General features: G+C 41.3%; 23 protein-coding genes and 1 tRNA gene. 6 read left to right on the plus strand and 18 right to left on the minus strand.

The features are described 5' to 3' along the window. Positions 1-4: 4 nt before the first annotated feature. From LVQ96_07460 to LVQ96_07490, 7 genes are read right to left on the minus strand one after another with little or no spacing between them, the layout of a single operon-like run. Positions 5-1,216 carry a 2-oxo acid dehydrogenase subunit E2 gene (locus tag LVQ96_07460; GenBank protein ID MCW6170993.1) on the minus strand — a complete coding sequence of 404 codons (1,212 nt, stop codon included), beginning with the start codon at positions 1,214-1,216 and terminating at the stop codon, positions 5-7. A 5-nt stretch (positions 1,217-1,221) separates the two neighbouring features. Further along, positions 1,222-2,190 (minus strand): alpha-ketoacid dehydrogenase subunit beta, encoded by a 969-nt coding sequence (locus LVQ96_07465; protein MCW6170994.1) that lies wholly within the window; start codon positions 2,188-2,190, stop codon positions 1,222-1,224. Further along, positions 2,187-3,200 (minus strand): thiamine pyrophosphate-dependent dehydrogenase E1 component subunit alpha, encoded by a 1,014-nt coding sequence (locus LVQ96_07470; GenBank protein ID MCW6170995.1) that lies wholly within the window; start codon positions 3,198-3,200, stop codon positions 2,187-2,189. The genes LVQ96_07465 and LVQ96_07470 overlap by 4 nt, the downstream gene beginning before the upstream one ends. Further along, a complete protein-coding gene (gene lipA / locus LVQ96_07475; GenBank protein ID MCW6170996.1) occupies positions 3,184-4,050 on the minus strand; it encodes a lipoyl synthase in 867 nt (288 codons plus the stop codon). The genes LVQ96_07470 and lipA overlap by 17 nt, the downstream gene beginning before the upstream one ends. Before the next feature lie 39 nt (positions 4,051-4,089). Next, the gene (locus tag LVQ96_07480; GenBank protein MCW6170997.1) at positions 4,090-5,145 is read right to left on the minus strand and encodes a N2,N2-dimethylguanosine tRNA methyltransferase; all 1,056 of its coding nucleotides are present in this window, start codon (positions 5,143-5,145) and stop codon (positions 4,090-4,092) included. Then, positions 5,142-5,687, minus strand: coding sequence for an NTPase (locus LVQ96_07485; GenBank protein ID MCW6170998.1), 546 nt, complete (start codon positions 5,685-5,687; stop codon positions 5,142-5,144). The genes LVQ96_07480 and LVQ96_07485 overlap by 4 nt, the downstream gene beginning before the upstream one ends. A gap of 8 nt (positions 5,688-5,695) precedes the next feature. Continuing rightward, a complete protein-coding gene (locus tag LVQ96_07490; protein ID MCW6170999.1) occupies positions 5,696-6,058 on the minus strand; it encodes a dihydroneopterin aldolase family protein in 363 nt (120 codons plus the stop codon). A gap of 157 nt (positions 6,059-6,215) precedes the next feature. On the opposite strand from LVQ96_07490, the gene LVQ96_07495 reads away from it, so the two are divergent. Continuing rightward, the gene (locus tag LVQ96_07495; GenBank protein MCW6171000.1) at positions 6,216-6,455 is read left to right on the plus strand and encodes a hypothetical protein; all 240 of its coding nucleotides are present in this window, start codon (positions 6,216-6,218) and stop codon (positions 6,453-6,455) included. On the opposite strand, the gene LVQ96_07500 is transcribed toward LVQ96_07495, so the two are convergent. The 5 genes from LVQ96_07500 to LVQ96_07520 are packed head-to-tail and all read right to left on the minus strand — an operon-like array spanning position 6,452 to position 10,418. Continuing rightward, on the minus strand, positions 6,452-7,834 hold the full coding sequence (locus LVQ96_07500; GenBank protein MCW6171001.1) for an ATP-binding protein: 1,383 nt from the start codon (positions 7,832-7,834) through the stop codon (positions 6,452-6,454). The two genes, LVQ96_07495 and LVQ96_07500, sit on opposite strands and share 4 nt — an antisense overlap. 10 nt (positions 7,835-7,844) lie before the next feature. After that, positions 7,845-8,540: a hypothetical protein gene (locus tag LVQ96_07505; protein MCW6171002.1), complete on the minus strand. Its 696-nt coding sequence runs from the start codon at positions 8,538-8,540 to the stop codon at positions 7,845-7,847. Then, positions 8,537-9,601, minus strand: coding sequence for a hypothetical protein (locus tag LVQ96_07510; protein ID MCW6171003.1), 1,065 nt, complete (start codon positions 9,599-9,601; stop codon positions 8,537-8,539). Before LVQ96_07510 ends, LVQ96_07505 begins: the two co-directional genes overlap by 4 nt. 2 nt (positions 9,602-9,603) lie before the next feature. Then, the gene (locus LVQ96_07515; GenBank protein MCW6171004.1) at positions 9,604-9,894 is read right to left on the minus strand and encodes a hypothetical protein; all 291 of its coding nucleotides are present in this window, start codon (positions 9,892-9,894) and stop codon (positions 9,604-9,606) included. A gap of 29 nt (positions 9,895-9,923) precedes the next feature. Continuing rightward, on the minus strand, positions 9,924-10,418 hold the full coding sequence (locus LVQ96_07520; GenBank protein ID MCW6171005.1) for an acyl-CoA thioesterase: 495 nt from the start codon (positions 10,416-10,418) through the stop codon (positions 9,924-9,926). A gap of 175 nt (positions 10,419-10,593) precedes the next feature. On the opposite strand from LVQ96_07520, the gene LVQ96_07525 reads away from it, so the two are divergent. The 3 genes from LVQ96_07525 to rpiA all read left to right on the plus strand — a co-directional run bounded on the left by LVQ96_07525 (position 10,594) and on the right by rpiA (position 13,220). After that, positions 10,594-10,806 carry a DUF3311 domain-containing protein gene (locus LVQ96_07525; GenBank protein MCW6171006.1) on the plus strand — a complete coding sequence of 71 codons (213 nt, stop codon included), beginning with the start codon at positions 10,594-10,596 and terminating at the stop codon, positions 10,804-10,806. Next, positions 10,807-12,309: a sodium:solute symporter gene (locus LVQ96_07530; GenBank protein ID MCW6171007.1), complete on the plus strand. Its 1,503-nt coding sequence runs from the start codon at positions 10,807-10,809 to the stop codon at positions 12,307-12,309. It abuts the gene before it with no gap. Between the two features lie 209 nt (positions 12,310-12,518). Then, complete coding sequence (rpiA, locus tag LVQ96_07535) at positions 12,519-13,220, plus strand: ribose-5-phosphate isomerase RpiA (protein ID MCW6171008.1); 702 nt, start codon at positions 12,519-12,521, stop codon at positions 13,218-13,220. Here the strand turns inward: rpiA and LVQ96_07540 are convergent. From LVQ96_07540 to LVQ96_07550, 3 genes are all read right to left on the minus strand, one after another. Then, the gene (locus LVQ96_07540; protein ID MCW6171009.1) at positions 13,201-13,557 is read right to left on the minus strand and encodes an ArsR family transcriptional regulator; all 357 of its coding nucleotides are present in this window, start codon (positions 13,555-13,557) and stop codon (positions 13,201-13,203) included. The genes rpiA and LVQ96_07540 overlap by 20 nt on opposite strands. A 95-nt stretch (positions 13,558-13,652) precedes the next feature. After that, entirely contained in the window at positions 13,653-13,913 is a 261-nt protein-coding gene (locus LVQ96_07545; GenBank protein MCW6171010.1) for a UPF0147 family protein, read from the minus strand. A 4-nt stretch (positions 13,914-13,917) separates the two neighbouring features. Further along, positions 13,918-14,232 (minus strand): Lrp/AsnC ligand binding domain-containing protein, encoded by a 315-nt coding sequence (locus LVQ96_07550; protein MCW6171011.1) that lies wholly within the window; start codon positions 14,230-14,232, stop codon positions 13,918-13,920. Positions 14,233-14,368: 136 nt separating this feature from the next. On the opposite strand from LVQ96_07550, the gene LVQ96_07555 reads away from it, so the two are divergent. Then, a tRNA-Tyr gene (locus LVQ96_07555) sits at positions 14,369-14,470 on the plus strand. Positions 14,471-14,672: 202 nt separating this feature from the next. On the opposite strand, the gene LVQ96_07560 is transcribed toward LVQ96_07555, so the two are convergent. The 3 genes from LVQ96_07560 to LVQ96_07570 all read right to left on the minus strand — a co-directional run bounded on the left by LVQ96_07560 (position 14,673) and on the right by LVQ96_07570 (position 17,154). After that, complete coding sequence (locus LVQ96_07560; protein ID MCW6171012.1) at positions 14,673-15,011, minus strand: hypothetical protein; 339 nt, start codon at positions 15,009-15,011, stop codon at positions 14,673-14,675. A 63-nt stretch (positions 15,012-15,074) separates the two neighbouring features. Continuing rightward, positions 15,075-15,860: a methyltransferase domain-containing protein gene (locus LVQ96_07565; protein MCW6171013.1), complete on the minus strand. Its 786-nt coding sequence runs from the start codon at positions 15,858-15,860 to the stop codon at positions 15,075-15,077. Further along, on the minus strand, positions 15,844-17,154 hold the full coding sequence (locus LVQ96_07570) for a DUF4147 domain-containing protein (protein ID MCW6171014.1): 1,311 nt from the start codon (positions 17,152-17,154) through the stop codon (positions 15,844-15,846). Before LVQ96_07570 ends, LVQ96_07565 begins: the two co-directional genes overlap by 17 nt. Before the next feature lie 120 nt (positions 17,155-17,274). Between LVQ96_07570 and LVQ96_07575 the strand changes: the two genes are divergently transcribed. After that, positions 17,275-17,538, plus strand: coding sequence for a CoA-binding protein (locus tag LVQ96_07575; GenBank protein MCW6171015.1), 264 nt, complete (start codon positions 17,275-17,277; stop codon positions 17,536-17,538). Positions 17,539-17,589 lie beyond the last annotated feature (51 nt).

A 17,589-nucleotide genomic window follows, 5' to 3' on the forward strand; every position in this document is an offset into this window, starting at 1 on the left:
ATCATCACTCCACAAAAAGCATGACCGGATTCTCAAGAATGTTCTTGACCCTCACGAGAAAACGGGTTCCCATAGCACCATCAATAAGCCTGTGGTCACACGATAGCGATATGTATGTGGAGTACCTCTTTTCTCCACCAACTGTTTCTTCACTTACCTTATGCACACCTAGTATTGCGACTTCAGGGTAATTGATGATCGGAGTCGACATTAATCCACCTATAGTCCCAACGTTTGTTACAGTGAAAGTTGCATCCTGCACGTCCTGCAAAGAAAGAGTGTTGTTTCGGGCCTTTTCTGCCAGGTCACGAACTTCGCCAGAGATCTTGTTTATGCTCTTCCTATCCACGTTTTTCAAAACTGGAACAGTGAGTCCGTCAGGTGTATCAACTGCAACCCCAATATTATAGTATTTCTTCAGGGTATAATTCTTCTTACCTTCATTGTATATGGCGTTGATGTAAGGGAACTCCTTCAATGCAATTGCAGCGGCTTTAACGAAGAATGCGGTATATGTTACCTTGATCCCTGCAGCCCTGTAATCCTCAATCATTCCAGAAATCTTTGTAACGTCTGCAAGCTCCACGACGGTATAATGAGGAATCGTCTGCTTCGACTTTGTCATCTTGTCGAAGATGAGTCTCCTTAAGCCATGCATTTCCAGGATCTCTTCTTCTCCAACCAGAACAGGAGCTTCTACCTTTGGTTTCTCTACATCCACAGGAACTTCTTTCTGGGTCTCGAGGGCTTTACTCTGGTTGTCAACAAATTTCCACAGATCATCCAGCGTTACCCTTCCGTTTTCACCAGAAGCAGGAACAAGGGCAAGATCTATATCATTCTCCCTCGCAATTCTTCTCACGGCAGGACTTGCTAGAACCCTTGTCTGTGTGGTCTCATGGATATTTTGTTCCATAACCTTTGATGGTTCTTCCTTTTGTGTAATAGTTTGTTCTTTGGTCTCCTTTTCAGGCACTGATTCTGAAGTTTCTATCTCGATTATTACATCTCCAACCTTGGCCATTTGCCCCTCTTTAAATTTTAGTTCCTTAACTATTCCGCTAACAGGGGATGGTATTTTTACAGTGACCTTGTCGGTCATGACTTCGACCATGTCCTTTTCCTTCTCTATGCGGTCTCCGGGTTTGACATCCCACTTCACTATCTCCCCCTCAGAAATGCCCTCGCCAATATCTGGAAGCTTAAACTCAAACACTTCAATCACCTGTATTCCATCAGCTTGCTCGATGCATTGAGAATCCTTCTCTCATCAGGGAAATAAAGATCCTCTAACCGGTATGGGAACGGCGTGTCCAGTCCTGTTACTCTTAGGATAGGTGCGTAAAGATATTCAATGGCCCTCTCAGATATAAGTGCAGATATCTCTGCGCCCATGCCCAGTGTTCTGGGAGCTTCATGGACAATCATCACTCGGCCGGTCTTCTTTGCTGTTTTCACTATAGAATCGACGTCGAGGGGGGAGAGAGTCCGGAGATCGAGTACATCCGCATCCAGGCTGTTATTTTCAACAGTTTTCTTTACTACGGGCACCATCGATCCGTAAGTTATGATAGAAAGACTATCTCCTTCGTGTATCAGGCTGGCTTTTCCTATAGCAACATCAAATCTTTCATCCGGGACTTCTATTTTCTCAGAACGGTACAATTTTTTTGGTTCAAGGAAAATGACAGGATCGCCGTAACCTATCGAGGAGAACAGCAACCCGGCAGCGTCCAGAGGATTTGATGGCATTACAACCGTCAAGCCTGCAGTGTGAACAAAATATGATTCACCACTTTGTGAATGATAAAGCCCACCTTTTATCCCGCCACCAACTGCGGTCCTGAGGACTAGAGGTACAGTTACAGTGCCGCCAGTTCGGTACCTCATCTTCGCCATCTGATTTATTATCTGATCCATCGAAGTGAAAATAAAATCCTGGAACTGAATCTCCGGGATCGGCTTAAGACCAGAAACGGCCATACCTATGGCTGCCCCAACTATGCCAAGTTCATTCAACGGGGTATCGATTACCCTCTGTTCTCCAAATTTGGCCTGCAATCCATCAGTGACTCTGAAGACTCCACCATCTTTTCCGATATCCTCCCCAAGGAGAATGACGGAATCATCTTCCGACATAGAAAAGTCAAGGGTATGATTTATCGCCTGCACCATGTTCATGATACTCATCTGTACTCATCCTCCTCTTCATTCAGCACCCATGTTCTCTCTTTGTAAACATCATCAAACATGGTCGATCTATCCGGTGGAGGTATCTTCTCCTGTTCCTCGAATTTTTCGTTAATAATTTTTTCGCTTTCCGCCCTTATATTCGCAATCATCTGATCGTTCAGATAGCCATGCTCTTTTAGTATCTTTTCGGTAGCAACTATCGGGTCCTTCTCGGAACCTTCGGCCACAATATCTGTCTGGTATTTCTTCGGATCGTCAGAAGTTGAATGCGCGCCCATCCTGTAACACCTGACCTCAAGCAACACAGGTCCTAGACCAGATTTTATGTGCTGCACAGCTTCCTGAGCAACCTTGTACACTTCCATAATATTATTTCCGTCGGCCTTCAGACCAAGCATGCCATAGGCCTCAGCCTTCTTCCAGATCTCGACCTTTGTCTGTTTTTCAACGGGCAAAGAAATTGCCCATCCGTTATTCTCGCAGAAGAAAAGTACCGGGAGGTTGAGATCTGCCGCCAGGTTTAAAGAAGCATGAAAATCAGATGTCGATGATCCCCCATCTCCGAAGGAAGCCTCAACAATTCCACTTTTATTCCTGTATTTCTTGGCAAAAGCTGACCCGACTGCAAGTGGCAAATTTGACCCTACTGGGCTCGGAATCGACATGAAATTGTAATCAGCAGCAAGCAGATGTATTGGCATCTGCCTTCCCTTTGCTATGTCATCGCGGTTGCCGAACAGTTGATTCAATATGAGTTCTAATGGAACTCCCCTGTGGATCATCATGGGTAAGTCCCTGTAATACTCGTAGAATAGTGTGTCTTCGTCCAGAGCCATCGAGAGTCCTATTTGTGCTGCCTCCTGCCCAGAGCTCTGCATGAAAAAACCTATCCTTCCCTGCCTCTGTGCTGCCATTGCCTTCTTCTCCAGCGCCCTGTATAATACCATTGCGCTGTAGCCTCTAATAAATTTCTGTTTTTCATCCGTATCATTAATTACTTCTGTCATTGATTTCCAACCTCCTGACATAAGCCTCCGCAGCCCTGTATGAGGTTCTTACCAGAGGGCCAGAAGCCACAAAAGAGAACCCAAGTGCGTAGGCAATTTTCTCAAACTTTTTGAATCGCTCCATAGGAGAATATTCAAAAACCGCAAGTTGTTTTTTAGATGGTCTCAAATATTGACCTATTGTCACAATATCAACTCCAGCATTCCTCAAATCTGCAAGCGTATCCTCCACTTCATCATCAGATTCTCCAAGGCCAAGCATTATGGACGACTTGGTGATCTGTTTACTGTTGATGGATTTTACGTATCTCAGGACAAAAAGAGACTGATCGTATGTTGCCCTGGGGTCCCTAACCGAAGGCGTCAAACGCCTGGTGGTTTCAACATTGTGTGCTATGACATCTGGGTGTTCCGAGATTATCCTGTTTAAAAATTCAGTGTTTCCACGAAAATCCGGAATTAAGACTTCAACCTTAACCCCTGTTTTCTTTACGGAAGATATCACGGCAGCAAATTGAGCACTCCCCTGATCTGGAAGATCATCCCGGTCTACTGAAGTAATGACTGCATAATCCAAGCCCATAATTCTGACAGCTTCTGCGACCTTCTCAGGTTCTTCTGTATCGAGAGGCTTCATTCCACCGTGGGTTACGGAACAGAACCTACACCCTCTGGAGCAGTTGCCGCCGAGGATCATGAACGTAGCAGTCCCAGCTCCCCAGCATTCGGCAATGTTCGGGCACCTTGCTTCTTCACAGACAGTATAAAGCGTACGAGACCTCAGTGTACTCTTTATACTGGCATATCTCTCACCAGATGGGAGGCTAACCTTAGCATATTCCGGAATCACCTTTCCTAATCTCTTCAATATATTCTAATGTATCGTCACTTATTTTTTACGGGAAAGTTTTAAGCAAGCCTCTAAAATTCGGTCTCTAGGACCATTGTATTTTATACCAGTATAGGAAAATCTTGTTCTTCTCGATTCGATACCGAACTCCATCATCAGATATGCCATTACATCGTCTATCTTTGGTACATCTTTATGGAGATAACTCGCGACATCGCTTAATTCATAAAATAAGGGCATAATATTCTCGTATTCGGCTTCTCTTATTAATTCTATAGCATCACTGTTAACGTAATTTTCTACTATCTCGACTTCAGGCTTTACTGAGGAAATGTTCCCAAGCCATATTGGTCCTTCATCGATGTCATCGTAAAAATCCAGTAAATTCTTATTTTTGTTGTACATTGAAATTTGACCAAGTGTCCTGTCCGAAATAGATGCGCCTTTCTTCACCTGTACAATAACTCTGTAATAATGGGAATTCCAGAAAGATATTATCGGTGTTATGGCCTTGTCCTGTGCAGCAGCCCTTTTTGCTATAAATGCAATCAACAACCTTACACCCTTCTCGTGCCTGAGTCTGTCATTTATGATATGTGCCCCGTATCTCCTTAAGGTCTTCTTCTGAACCGACCCAGTAAGGGAAGACAGGTCTGTTGCAGTAAATCCTATATACCCCCCGTTCGTAGCATAGTTCAGCGACACGTCTACGTATGGCACAATGCTTCCATACGGATCAACATCTATAAAATCGAAGAACTGAGAGGATACAACGCTCTCAAACCGGCCGTTGATGACTTCAACAGATGCACTGTTGCGCTTTACGTTTTCCTCTATGATACTGATCGATTCTCTGTTGATATCTGAAACAACCGAATCTATGGAAAGCTCAAGCGCAGTCCTGATTGCTCTTATTCCGGTACCACCAAAACCATCAAGATATCGTCTTGGTTTAAGGACAGACAATAATGCCAGGGTGATATCTCTATTCAATCTCTGTTCGGCATTGTAAAATCCAGGACCTTTGACTCCTGGGCCCATGGAAGTTGTATCGCTGGAAGAATAGACGCTTGCCAATCCTTCCTTTACGATCACGTAACGCCCTCTTCTCCTTTCAATACCTTAAGAACCTTGAACGGAAGTATGTTCCTGTTTATTGGCGTTATGTCGAATACTCTTATCCCCTCCAGGCTTCGAATCTCCTGAAGGACTGGATTCCTTGATTTCTTGTGTAATGTGACTATGAGTGGTTTCTCAGATTTCAGCGTTGTCTGAATTTCGCTTCTAATGGTTTTTGTTGTATTCTCAAGTTTTCCTATCTCGTCTATTATTATCACGTCCGCTTCTTCACGAGCCTTTTTAAGGCTCGGTATAAGAATCTCTTCAAGAAGCCTGGTATCGACTCCGAGTTTATCTATCTTGACTCTTGAGACTATCGTGGCCTGCGCAAACACAATTCTCTTCTTCGTGTTTATGTCGAAAAGAGAATAGCCATACAGTTTGTTATTCTCTACAATTTCCGAAACTAAAACTCCCTGTACAATCTTTCCGTCCTTTTGAAGCATGTCTATGATCTTTGACACGGCCTCCGCTTTTATAGAACCAACGGGCCCAGTTATTCCTACCTTTACTGCCATTGCTATCCTTAATCCTCCACGTACATTAATGGATAGTCCATTTCCGGGACGTAGCGTAATCTAGCCCTTATTTCCTCATTCTTGTATTTCACTTTGAGAGAGACATCAAGCATGTTCCCGGTTAATGTTATGTACTTGTACAGACCCTTGTGTTTGTTTATCATGTTCTTGTCGATTCTGACCGTAGCTTTCTCTACGAACGGTTGAACACTTATGCTCTCTTCTATGGCCTTTTCCAGAGATTCGACGTTGGTAAGGTTCAAAGGTGCACCGATGTATTGGTGATAAACCGTTCCAAGTTTTACGCCAGCTTCGAATATTGCTCTCTCTCTGTCCGAACAGTGAAAAAATTTACTAGCAGGATCGCGCATACTTCACCGTGATTACATAAAAATGCTTAAATGTTTTTGAGTGCGTTTTTCAACATTAATGCAAATAACGAAGAAAAAGTCCCAGATTCCGAACACTTTTATATTCTGTCAAGGATCGATATAATGAAATAGATGATTTTGATAGTCCTTTCAGTACATGAACAATGACATTGAAACTTCAACAAGGCTCAGTTCGATGAAGAATCACTTCTGGGGTAGATTCATGGGATTTGGATTATTAGCAATAGGTGTGGCATTCTATCTCTACTGGTCGATTCTGTATAACACGTGGGCCGATGTTGGGGTAACGAGTTTTGTGATCGTTCTTATTGTCTTCGGTATTTTGGAGCTTCTTCTCGTACAGGCAAAGATTTCAGAAGAAAACGCAGAGCATTAAGAAGACAATATTCTCCTTTCCTCAGAAGTTGATAGGACCCTTATCTTTTTAACATCTTTTCCACTGGACAATACGCATTCGGAAAAAGAATCCGTTTTTCCTCCGAGAAGGGAATGTACAGGGGCAAAATCAAAATCTTCCAGTTTCAGGACAGTGTTATGTTCAGTCCTCATGCTCCTTGTCCTGAATACAAAAATTCTGTTGCTGTTATAGGCTATCGAGGCGAGCTCCGGCCTTAGGAAATCATCTACATTCTGCGATATATCCACAATCGATGCGTTATAATGCCTTGAGTGTCTGACCATGGAATTCAGTGCATTGAATCCTGCAGGCATCGACGTGATGATATGGCACTCGTCGAATATGAGCATCTTCTTCTCGTTTCCAGCAGCCATAAATTGGTTGGCAAGTTTGAGCATTGATGTTATTGCGCGTTCGTTAAAATCAACCCCATCTGATGGCCTAACAATAACAACATCCTGATCGCCGGACAAATTTCCCTTTGATTCATCATTCCAAAATCCATTATGGTCTATAGATGGAAGGATTTTACCCTCTGCGTCTATATACAGAAAGATAGCCTTTCCACCAAATATCTTGGAGGGATATTCATTTAGAGGATCGAATATGAAAAACTTTTCACATACGTGTTTTGTCATCAGTCTGTGAATCAGGAGTTTAACAAGAAACGATTTGCCAGATCCAGTTTCTCCAATAATAAGCATGTTGTGTGAGTTCTCGATGAAAGGATCTATGTACACCGGTTTCTCATTAATGTCATCGATTCCAACAAGAATGCCTTGAGGAAGAATTTTTGGTGTAAAGTATATCGGGATGATGCTTGATAAGGACTTGGAATTCAACAGGTATTTCCCGCCCTTGGAGATGGGTAGAGGGTAATGGCGATTTGAAACGAGTCTGCCTGTATCATTTTTGATTTCCATCCCCAGATACCCTAATGTTTCGGAAAGGCGATCAAAACGGTCCTTAAGCTCAACAGGATGTTCAGAGGTTATCTTGATATGCATAGATGCGTTGAACAATTTCGAATTTTCAGCATCGAGTTCTTGAAGGATTCTCTCAGCATCTTCTACCTGTTTCATCAGGGTGGATTTCTCGCCATTCTTCTGATTAATTGAAGTGTGAAATTCAGTTTTCCGTTCGGCTATGATCTTCTTTATCATCTTTCTCTGAAGATTAGGATTCAGCTTTCGTATACTGAACGCTAACGTTATTGGGAAATCCAGACTCTCAATCATATTTATGTAATACGGACCAAACTCGTAATCCGCATCATATAGTACGCCGTCTGTCGAGTTTCTGTTTGTCTCAATATATTTTTTCTTTAACTTGAAATCTATTTTTAATGTCCTTTTCATTGGATCGTACCTAACCAAGCCACTCGTTCAAATTTGAGAATGCTACATTTTCGTCATCAACAAAAGACACGTTAATTCCGCTGCTTGATAGCGTGGAGATCAGTGTGCTCCCCTCCGAAATAAGATGATTTTTCATTTTATCGTCGCTATCGTTCCTACCAGGAAAAGACAGGAGGATCATGATGGAGTAGCTGTAGTTGTTTTCAACGACGAATCTATCGATCTCGTTATCCCTTTCCAGATCGGTCGGTGGTATTGCTTCGGGTAAAACTACAACATCAATGTCGGCATCAATAGAATCAAGGATTGAGCGCACTGTTTTAAGCAGTTGATTCTGATCTTTGTGGCTTATTTCAAGGAAATTTGTTCCTGAACACAACATCATGACGTATATTCTCGACGAAAGGAAAAATAAAGTTCTTTCATTGTGTTTTGAAAAATGGATGTCAATTTCTATTGTGCCCCTCTTTTTTGTGAAAAGATAGCGAATGTTAATGAATATTAAATCCGAAAGTGGCTCGCCCCCTATCCTCATGAACATAACCAGGAATACCGCAAGTAGTACAAGCAGCACTGCTAAAGGATTGATCCTTATAATGAGGATACAAACAGAAGCAAATCCGAAAAAGATCAACAATCTTTTCAGCTCTATCCCGAACATCGTAGGCTTGAAATTGTACAGATTTGATGGTATCCTATATTTCATAATTCACTATCTGGCTTCCTGTATTTCATTTCCTCATCCAGGATCTGTTTCCATGGAAGTGAGTTATCCGGCGATCTCTTCATACTCGCTGTTTTTTGCGGGATTCTATCTTGCAGGGGAGAAAGAGCCATGGTCTTCACGCTCCCTCCGATCGAATCAGATAACACTGTCCCCCCCAACCCTGATGTCAGACCGATCCCCCTCGAAACTGCTGTGCCCATTGTTAATCCCCCGACGAAACTGAGAAGTGGAAGGGAGGTGAGTCCTCTGCCAGAGAAGAAGAGTATTGCCGGTATCACTATCGGTACGAACAGGAAAGCAAGCTGAAGAGGAATGTTGGCAGAAAATATAGATGCCATGTACAGGGAAAGGAGCACAAGAAAAGGATATACCATCATCTCTGCTATAAATTCCCAAACAATCTTCGCATATTTTTTTCCTATGTTTAAAGAGAATAATATAGTTGTGAATGGGAGGATCAGAATCATCAATATCATAAGTGCCTGGCGCATCATTAGCACTCCAAAAAGAGATATGACTGCGATAAAATATGCAGATAATACGAGAAATTGAAGGACTTCCTGATTCGTGGAACTTATCGGGTGCGAAACTGAGAATTTTGCAAATCCTCCAGAGAAATTATAGAAACTATACCAGTTTAACCCTATGTTTTTGAACAGGTAATCAAAACTATATTGTAACTCCATGAGAATGCTCTCCACTATCAAAAGAGAGAGGGCGGCTATGGAAATTGCCGCGACCAACTTCATAAGGTTATAGCCGGGATTTAGGGGCTTATAGAAGGCGTTGTAGAAAAGGACGGCCAAGGACGATACGATTATTGCTACAGCGGAAATTGGCAGGAACGCTGATTTAAAAAGCATATTATAAAGATTCAAGAACGACTGGTTCTTCAGGTCCGGAATAAGAAATGCGTTGCTGGGGGAAAGCCCATATGAAATCGTGTTATACCAAAAGTATTGTATCAACGTCTTATAGAGCAGATTTATTGCATCTATTATGTAATACAGTATCCCAGTTGCGATCTTTAGTGAGATCATCTTCATGAGCCCGTGATTATGAATGTTACAACGGTGTATAGAATTCCACTAACTGCTATGACGTAAATAAACGTCCCTATGAGAGCATTTTTCATTCTTGCTTTTGCCTCGTACCTCCGATTCTCGTCTGCACCAAAAAAGCTTATTGCAATAGGTATCCAAAGAATTGCTATTATTATGGCTGATACCGAGGCAACTATCTCATATATCCTTCCGGTTATGCCTGAAATTTGCGATGGAAGGGACGAAGTAAATGGTCCGAACAATATTGCACTTATTGTAGTAAGTTCCATTGTTTAATTACATGCATTAGTTGTATAAATTATATTTCTTTTGGTACCTTCTTTTTTGCCTCTTGCAGGTTTATCAATCTGGCTTCGCTTCTCTTTTTTCCCTCGTTAAACCGTCGAATGGTATCCTCCTCATCAAGGACCAATGGAGGCACTTCTGTTGGTTTACCATCCTGGGTAATTGCCACGTAGGTAAGGAAACAAGTTGTGGTGAATTTCTTGTCTCCCGTTAAGCTGTCCTCGGCATAAACATCTACTTCCACTTCCATAGTACTTCTGGTCACATAATTTAGTCTGGATGCTAAATGTACTATGTCCCCAAGATGAATGGGAGAAAGGAAAAAGAGGCTGTCTATACTCCCTGTAACATTTCTTCTTCTGGAATGCCGTGCAGCCGTTATTGAGGCAACATTGTCTATCCATTCGACTAAACGTCCTCCATAAAGATCATTTATCGGATTCGTGTCTGTAGGCAGCACAATACGTTCAAGCTCGGCGAAGGAATCCTTCCAAGATTTACTTTCCATGAGGACTGTTATGGTCTTTTTTGTAATAACATTTCTTATTGTTTAATAATATTTTCTAAGTTGTTAAAAATATCTAAAGTTCTTCGTCTAATATTAAATCTAAGAAACATATTATATTTCAAAAAATAACCATGGACAAAAAACTTAATAATAACTTATTCGTTAATGTCTGACAATGAATGCTATTCTGAAATTTATCTTGCTTGCTATACCGTATTTTTTTATGGTACTTGGAATAGGTATTTACGACCGAGTAAATCCAACGCTTGGTGGGTGGCCATTTTTTTATTGGTACCAGCTAGTGTGGATATTTATAGCAGCGATTTTGATCTCCATGGTGTATTTGTTAGAAAGAAAGGACAAGAACCTTGGAGCAGGTGGTGCATAAATGGGATCATTTGCTCTTGGAGATTACGTCATATTCTTTGTAATAGTAATCGGTGTGCTCGTAGCTGGTTTTCTTGCCTATTTCTGGAGAAAGCCAAAAACAATGGAAGATATCTCTGAATGGGGTATCGGAGGGCATAGGTTTGGAACGGTTGTCATCTGGTTCCTGCTGGGTGGGGATCTCTATACTGCGTATACCCTAGTCGCAGTTCCTGGACTTGCTTCATCCTCTGGTGCTCTCGGAATGTATGCCATAACTTATGGGATTATGATCTATCCAATAGTTTATGCTACGATGCCTAGGATGTGGAATGTTTCAAAGAGAAGGGGTTACATCACGGCTGCGGATTATGTGAAGGACAGATTTTCCAGTAGATCGTTGGCTATGATCATTGCCCTGACTGGCGTCGTCGCTGAAATCCCTTACATTGCATTGCAAATCGTAGGCATAAAATTCGTCATGGAATCCCTGGCCATTCCTGCGACAATTGGCCTATCGATTGCATTCCTCCTTGTAGCCGGCTTTACTTTTTTCAGTGGTTTGAGAGCACCTGCACTTACAGCTATAATAAAGGACGCAATAATATGGGCTGCAGTGATTGTGATAGTCATTTACGTCCCGATAAAGCTGGGTGGATTTGCACATATGTTTCAGAGCGCTGCTGCAATAAGCCCTATAACAGTAAAATTAAGCCCGTCCCTTGAGCTCGGATATGTTACACTTGCCCTAGGATCTGCACTGGCACTTTTCCTTTACCCACATGCAATAACCGGAACACTTGGTGCAAAGAACACCAAGACAATTCGTAGAAATTCAGCCCTTTTGCCTCTATATAACGTTCTTCTTCTTTTTGTGGCAATTATCGGGATAGCCGCCGTTGTTCAACGTGGCTCTCTCTACCCATCGAACCTCAGTAGTCTTGCATTTCCGGATGTGGTGCTGAAAATGTTTCCATCAGCATTCACCGCATTTGCTTTCGCTGCAGTTGTTGTTGGAAGTATAGTTCCAGCTTCCATAATGGCGCTTGGATCGGCGAACTTACTTACAAGAAACGTTTACTACGAGTACATAAATCAGAAAGCATCTTCTAAGACACAGTCATGGCTATCTAGATTCCTTGTCATAGTCATAATCGTGCTTGCGCTCTTGTTTTCATTCATTCCGGTTGCTTCTAAGGACATAATATTCCTGCAGACGTTTGGTGGTGCATTTATCCTGCAAACTCTGCCTGCGGTCTTTATCTCACTCTATACCAGAAAATTGAACAAGTGGGCTGTTGCTGCGGGATGGTTGGTCGGACTGGGATCGGCCCTCTATTTCCTGTTCGAGATTTCGTTCGCATCTAGTCTATATAAACCGTTAGACTTCATCTACATAGGTATTTTTTCGCTGGTCTTGAATCTCGCAACGGTCGGAATAGCTATGCTGATATTTTATCTTACGGGAAAGGTGAAGAACGAGGGAATAATTTGGGACTCAGAATTCCAAGATTTCGAAAAATAATTTTTTTCTAATTTTTTTAAAAACCTTCACTAATTCTTAATTTTCAGTTTGTTTTACATTCCTTAAATATGGCCTATATTCTTTTTCTTCGGGCTACATGAAGCTCAATTAAAAATAACATTCCTATGGCTCCCCTAATTGTATCACATATCAAATATGTGAGCCGAAAACCACCAGCAATTAAAAAATAATACATGCTATTACCGAATGTGTCTATCGAGGGGATTGATGCTGAGAAATCGTTGGCTGCCAAGGAAGCTGTGGATCTAGTTAGGGAGAACACAGTGGTCGGACTAGGTACGGGGTCTACGGTGGCATATTTTATAAAACATCTTGCCGAAAAGGTTTCTGGTGGTCTAAATATAAAATGCGTTGCCACATCGACAGACACAAAAACTATGGCAAGAAAACTTGGAATAAAAGTTGTCGAAAGCATACCTGATGGTATTGATTTAGATGTGGATGGAGCAGATGAGATTGATCTACGTGGAAATATGATAAAAGGTGGGGGCGGCGCTCTTCTGAGAGAGAAGATTGTCGCCAGCAGGAGCAAAAAAATCTGTATCATCATCGACAGTTCTAAACTAAAATCTGCAGGTATCGGTAAATTCACTGTACCTATAGAGATATTCCCTTTCCTAAGAAACACAACCGTTGAGATGCTGGAGAATATGGGTGGCAAGTGCACATTACGTGATAATGGCACGTTCAAGACAGATAACGGAAATCACATAGTTGATTGCGATTTTGGAATCATAACGAATCCAAAAATTCTGGAAAGGAAAATAAAAATGATTCCTGGGGTTGCGGAAGTCGGAATTTTCACAAACTTGTGCGATCTTATAATTATTGGTGAAAAAAATAAGGTTAAAAAAATTGAGGTAAAAAGGTCTAAACGCGGAATCCTTTGATTCTGCTGATATTCTCGTTTATCTCGTTAATTTTGTTTGCCTGTGTTTGAATGATTTCATCGAGAATCTCATTGAAGCTCTTTGAAAGCTTGTATCCGTGTATTGGTCTGCCTTTTCCTTCTCTTTTTAAGTTCCTTTTGGTTATCCAATTCTTTCGTCTCAACCATTGCATTGCAACAGAAACCTCAGGCTGCCTTAGTCCGGTTTCTCTCTCTATCTCCACACTAGTTACCTCATCTTTGTCCCTGATGTAAACAAGCGTGTAGGCTACGCTACGCGGGATATCCGAAAGGATGAGATACTTTGCCAGTTTATCACTTAATTCCGAAAGTGTCATACGATCTATCCCTAATATTATAATTATATATATATGTAACTATATTGAATAATTACTTGTATATTTCTTTTACGGAAAACGGAAATTTAAAAAATTTATTGGGATTTAGCCAACGCTTCCAACTTGCTTATAACGGTATAAAGAGCAGCCCTGCCATGAGAAGGTACATTTGGATCATTCGCCATTTCCTCAAGTACCGACACAGCAGACGCGCACTTAATATCAAGACTTTCCCTTCCCGTCATAAGCCTGTTCTTTGAATCTGTCGCGTTTCTTCTCACATTCCTTGGAACTGTAGTATCTTGCGACAATTCATCCAGAAGGAACAGAACCTCATCATATAACTGTTTATCCATAGTATCACGCTCCAATCCTCCTTCCCATCTCCTTCTTTATGGATAGTACCATCATTGTCTTGGATTTCTTAACCCCTTCAACATTTACAACCTCTTTGACCAAGAAGTCCTGAAATTCATTGTAATCTGGAAATCTCACCTTTAGCATTACATCATAATCCCCCGTAACAATAAACACGTCCTCAACGTGCTTCATTGTGGAGAATTTCTCTCCGACTGCGTCTACCATATCCATGTCAGCCTCGATGCCTATCAAGGCGGTTACTATTCTTTCTCCGTAATACTTTTCCATTGAAACAGAAAGCTCTTCAGAATCCATATATATCACTTCAGAAACATACCAACGTTAGTTAAAGGGTATCGAACGATCCGTTTTAACATTTTGTTAATGTTCCGGCTTGACCGGTTTTAATGTCAATATTTTTAAGGTGTATGAATATTCACGGTTTACAAAACCCGGCTTAGCTCAGTTGGTAGAGCGGCGGACTGTAGAGGGAATCCACGGCTGGAAAACCGCCGTAATCCGCAGGTCTCTGGTTCAAATCCGGAAGCCGGGATATGTGATCATATACGCAGAGCCTGATATCTTTTGTATCTCGCATATATTTTTCTTGGCCCATTGATGTTGGTCTACTTCGCAACGTGCATCCCATGTTACACGAAGAGTTCACGTAAGGTCATGTCATTTCCTAAGAATACGTTTAATAACATGCCATGAACAACGAGACTTCAAACATAAACGGTGAATGTTGGCATCATTCACAATCTATGCAGGGATTTAATTATCATGTATCCGACTATGTATGATATAGCTGCCATATGGCCTGCAATTAGGACTACAACAGTGGCCAGTATGTTTAAATCTCCTCGAATGTAAAAGAAGAAAAAAATTACATAATAGATTGAAAGCGCTATAAGCGTCCAAATAACGTTTTTCTTAAGACCGGATTTAGAACGTGTCAGTGTTATTTTCGCTCTATTTTGGATTATAGTTCCCAGGCCAAGGCACACCGGGCAAACATCCTGATGTGAGTTTTCGTCGGTAACAAATCCTGTCCCGTTGCATCTCTCACATATGACCTCTTCTTTTTTATCCAACGATTAACAATAGATCATCTTACAATATAGAATTTGTCAAATATCTCTCATGGCGACAACACATCAATCAAAAACGATTCCACTCAATCTCACTGCAAAAACAAGAAACGCAGTATGTCCTATCATGTTGTTGTCCGGTCTTACCGCGGATTCCCTGACCAAGAGATTCCTTTTCACGATCTCGAATGTTTCAAGATAATAAAATCCAAATTTGTGCAGGGATAGTACTGTTTTCTCAACCTGGTTGAAAGTTGGAAGATAACACGAAACAATAGATCCAGGCCTGACATACCTGGAGAGATTTTCGATACTATTCCAAGGCTCCGGAATATCCAGGACTACAGCATCGAATTTGCGATCTAATTTTACAGTGGCAATGTCTTCGTTAACTAATGTCCAGTTGTTGAAATCGGAAATTGACGACAGATTCTTTTTTGCAAGTTCAATATATTTCTGTTCCTTCTCAACTGTCACAAGTGTCCCATTATTTCCTAATGCTGTGAGTATAGAATAGCTCAGCGCTCCAGAACCGGCCCCAGCTTCCAAGACATTCATTCTAGGACTAATTTTGCAGTATCCTATTATAATAGATGCATCCCAGGCCTGTATGATCTGCGCTCCACGTTCAGCAAAGTCCTTGAAGTAGACGGGACCAGGTGGCATAGCTATGAATTGATCTCTACCAATCGAAATTGTATCGCCCGGAGAAATTGCAAGATTCGAATCCAGCTGCACTTTTTTTCCCCTTATTATCGCAAGATTTGTCTCCGTATACAATAAGCCGGAAGCGTCATCTGATTTTAAAAGGAGGATCCTCCCTTTGCTGTCTATTTTAGTATTTTCCGCCATAATAACCAATCATTATGTCTGATACATTATTTTCTGTGAAGCCAGTGATTATTGCAGACCTTCTTTTGTTTAGGAGATTGTAGGTATCATTTTTCTTAAGAGATTCATCCATCTCAGCTTTTGAAGTTTCTTTCACAAATTCTTTATCAACAATACCTCCCATTGCAGGGGAAATCCCATCGATACCGTCTGTACCTATGCTTGAAAACATGAATTCGTCATCCTTATCCATCAACCTTGCCACTCTGACTGAAAGCTCGCAATTTCTCCCTCCTATCCCATTGCCACGAACATCTACAGTTGTTTCGCCCCCTCCAATAACATAGGATGGGCCCAACATGGAACAGGCTTTCTTCATTCGCTCCACAAAGTACTCACTGGCATCCTTTACATTGCCCTGGATGTTTGATCCCAAGTCTACAACGGAATCCCCATCATTTCTTAGTTTGTCAACAAAGAATTGAACAATATCATGGTTTTTCAGAATGATTTTTTGCTTAACTCTCTCAAACGATTCATGATGTGCCTTATAATCTATATATCTATCATCTATCTTATTCAGGTCTGGGCAGAAAAGCTCAAATTTTCTAATAATGTTCTTTCTTTCTTCTTTCGTTGTTTGTGCCATAACGAGTGGACCTGAAGCTATAATGTCTTCCCTATCGCCTGGTACGTCTGATATTACAAACGAAAAAACTCTGGAAGGATATAGCATACCTGCGAGTTTTCCTCCCTTAACCTTCGAAATGGATTGCCTTACAGCATTCAGCTCGTCAATGTCTCCACCATTGTTCATTATGCACTTTGAAATGGAAGCAATGAAATCATAAGTGATCCCATCTTCAGGGATCTCAAAGAGTGCAGAACCGCCACCCGAAATAAGTACAATGACAGTATCATCTTCGGACAATCCGCTCAATTTGGAAAGAAGTTTTCTTGAGGAGACCTCAGTATCCATTCCTATGATAGGATGATTTCCCTTCAAAACCTCAGGGCGTCCTCCGTAATCTCCAGTTTCAAGATTTTTTGGAACAATTACCCCACTGTATTCTGCCCGTTCCGTTAACGAATCTGGTAAACCCTTGAACATTGACAGAGAGCATTTACCAAATCCTATTATGAAGAGTCTTCTCATATTTTGAAATTCAGTTTCTAGTGCACCAATTTCCTTGTTCATTATTGTCGCAGGATAGAATTCGGAGATTGAGCGATCAATCAGATCAAGGATTTTCCGGCGTAGGTTTGAAGTTCCGATTTCTTCGTAATTTTGGATGAGAGATTTTGAATTAGACATTCATGATCATAAAAGATAATTAATTGTAGGATAAATAAGGTGGTAAGAGAGGAACATTGGATTGGAATTGATGCCACATAGCCAGGTCAAATTCTATATGGTATCTTAAAATTACTGGTTATGAGCTTAGATCGTTTCTTCTATCCAGAAAGTGTAGCAGTGGTTGGTGCTTCTAGCGATGAGACAAAGATTGGTTACGAGATAGTTAAAGACCTAAAGGATGGTGGTTTCAAGGGTAAAATAATCCCGATAAACAAAAAGGGTGGCGAAATTCTTGGGCTCAAAGCATATCCGTCTGTCCTTGATTACTCTGATAAGATAGATATCGCAATACTTTCTGATCTGCGCCCTCTAATTTTGGACAGTTTTTCCGCTGTTTTATGAGACATTTTCTTTCAACCTCCTTCTCTTCTCCATTCTGTTCTTCAATATCCT

Source organism: Thermoplasmatales archaeon (genome assembly GCA_026127925.1).
GTDB lineage: Archaea > Thermoplasmatota > Thermoplasmata > Thermoplasmatales > Thermoplasmataceae > JAKAYB01.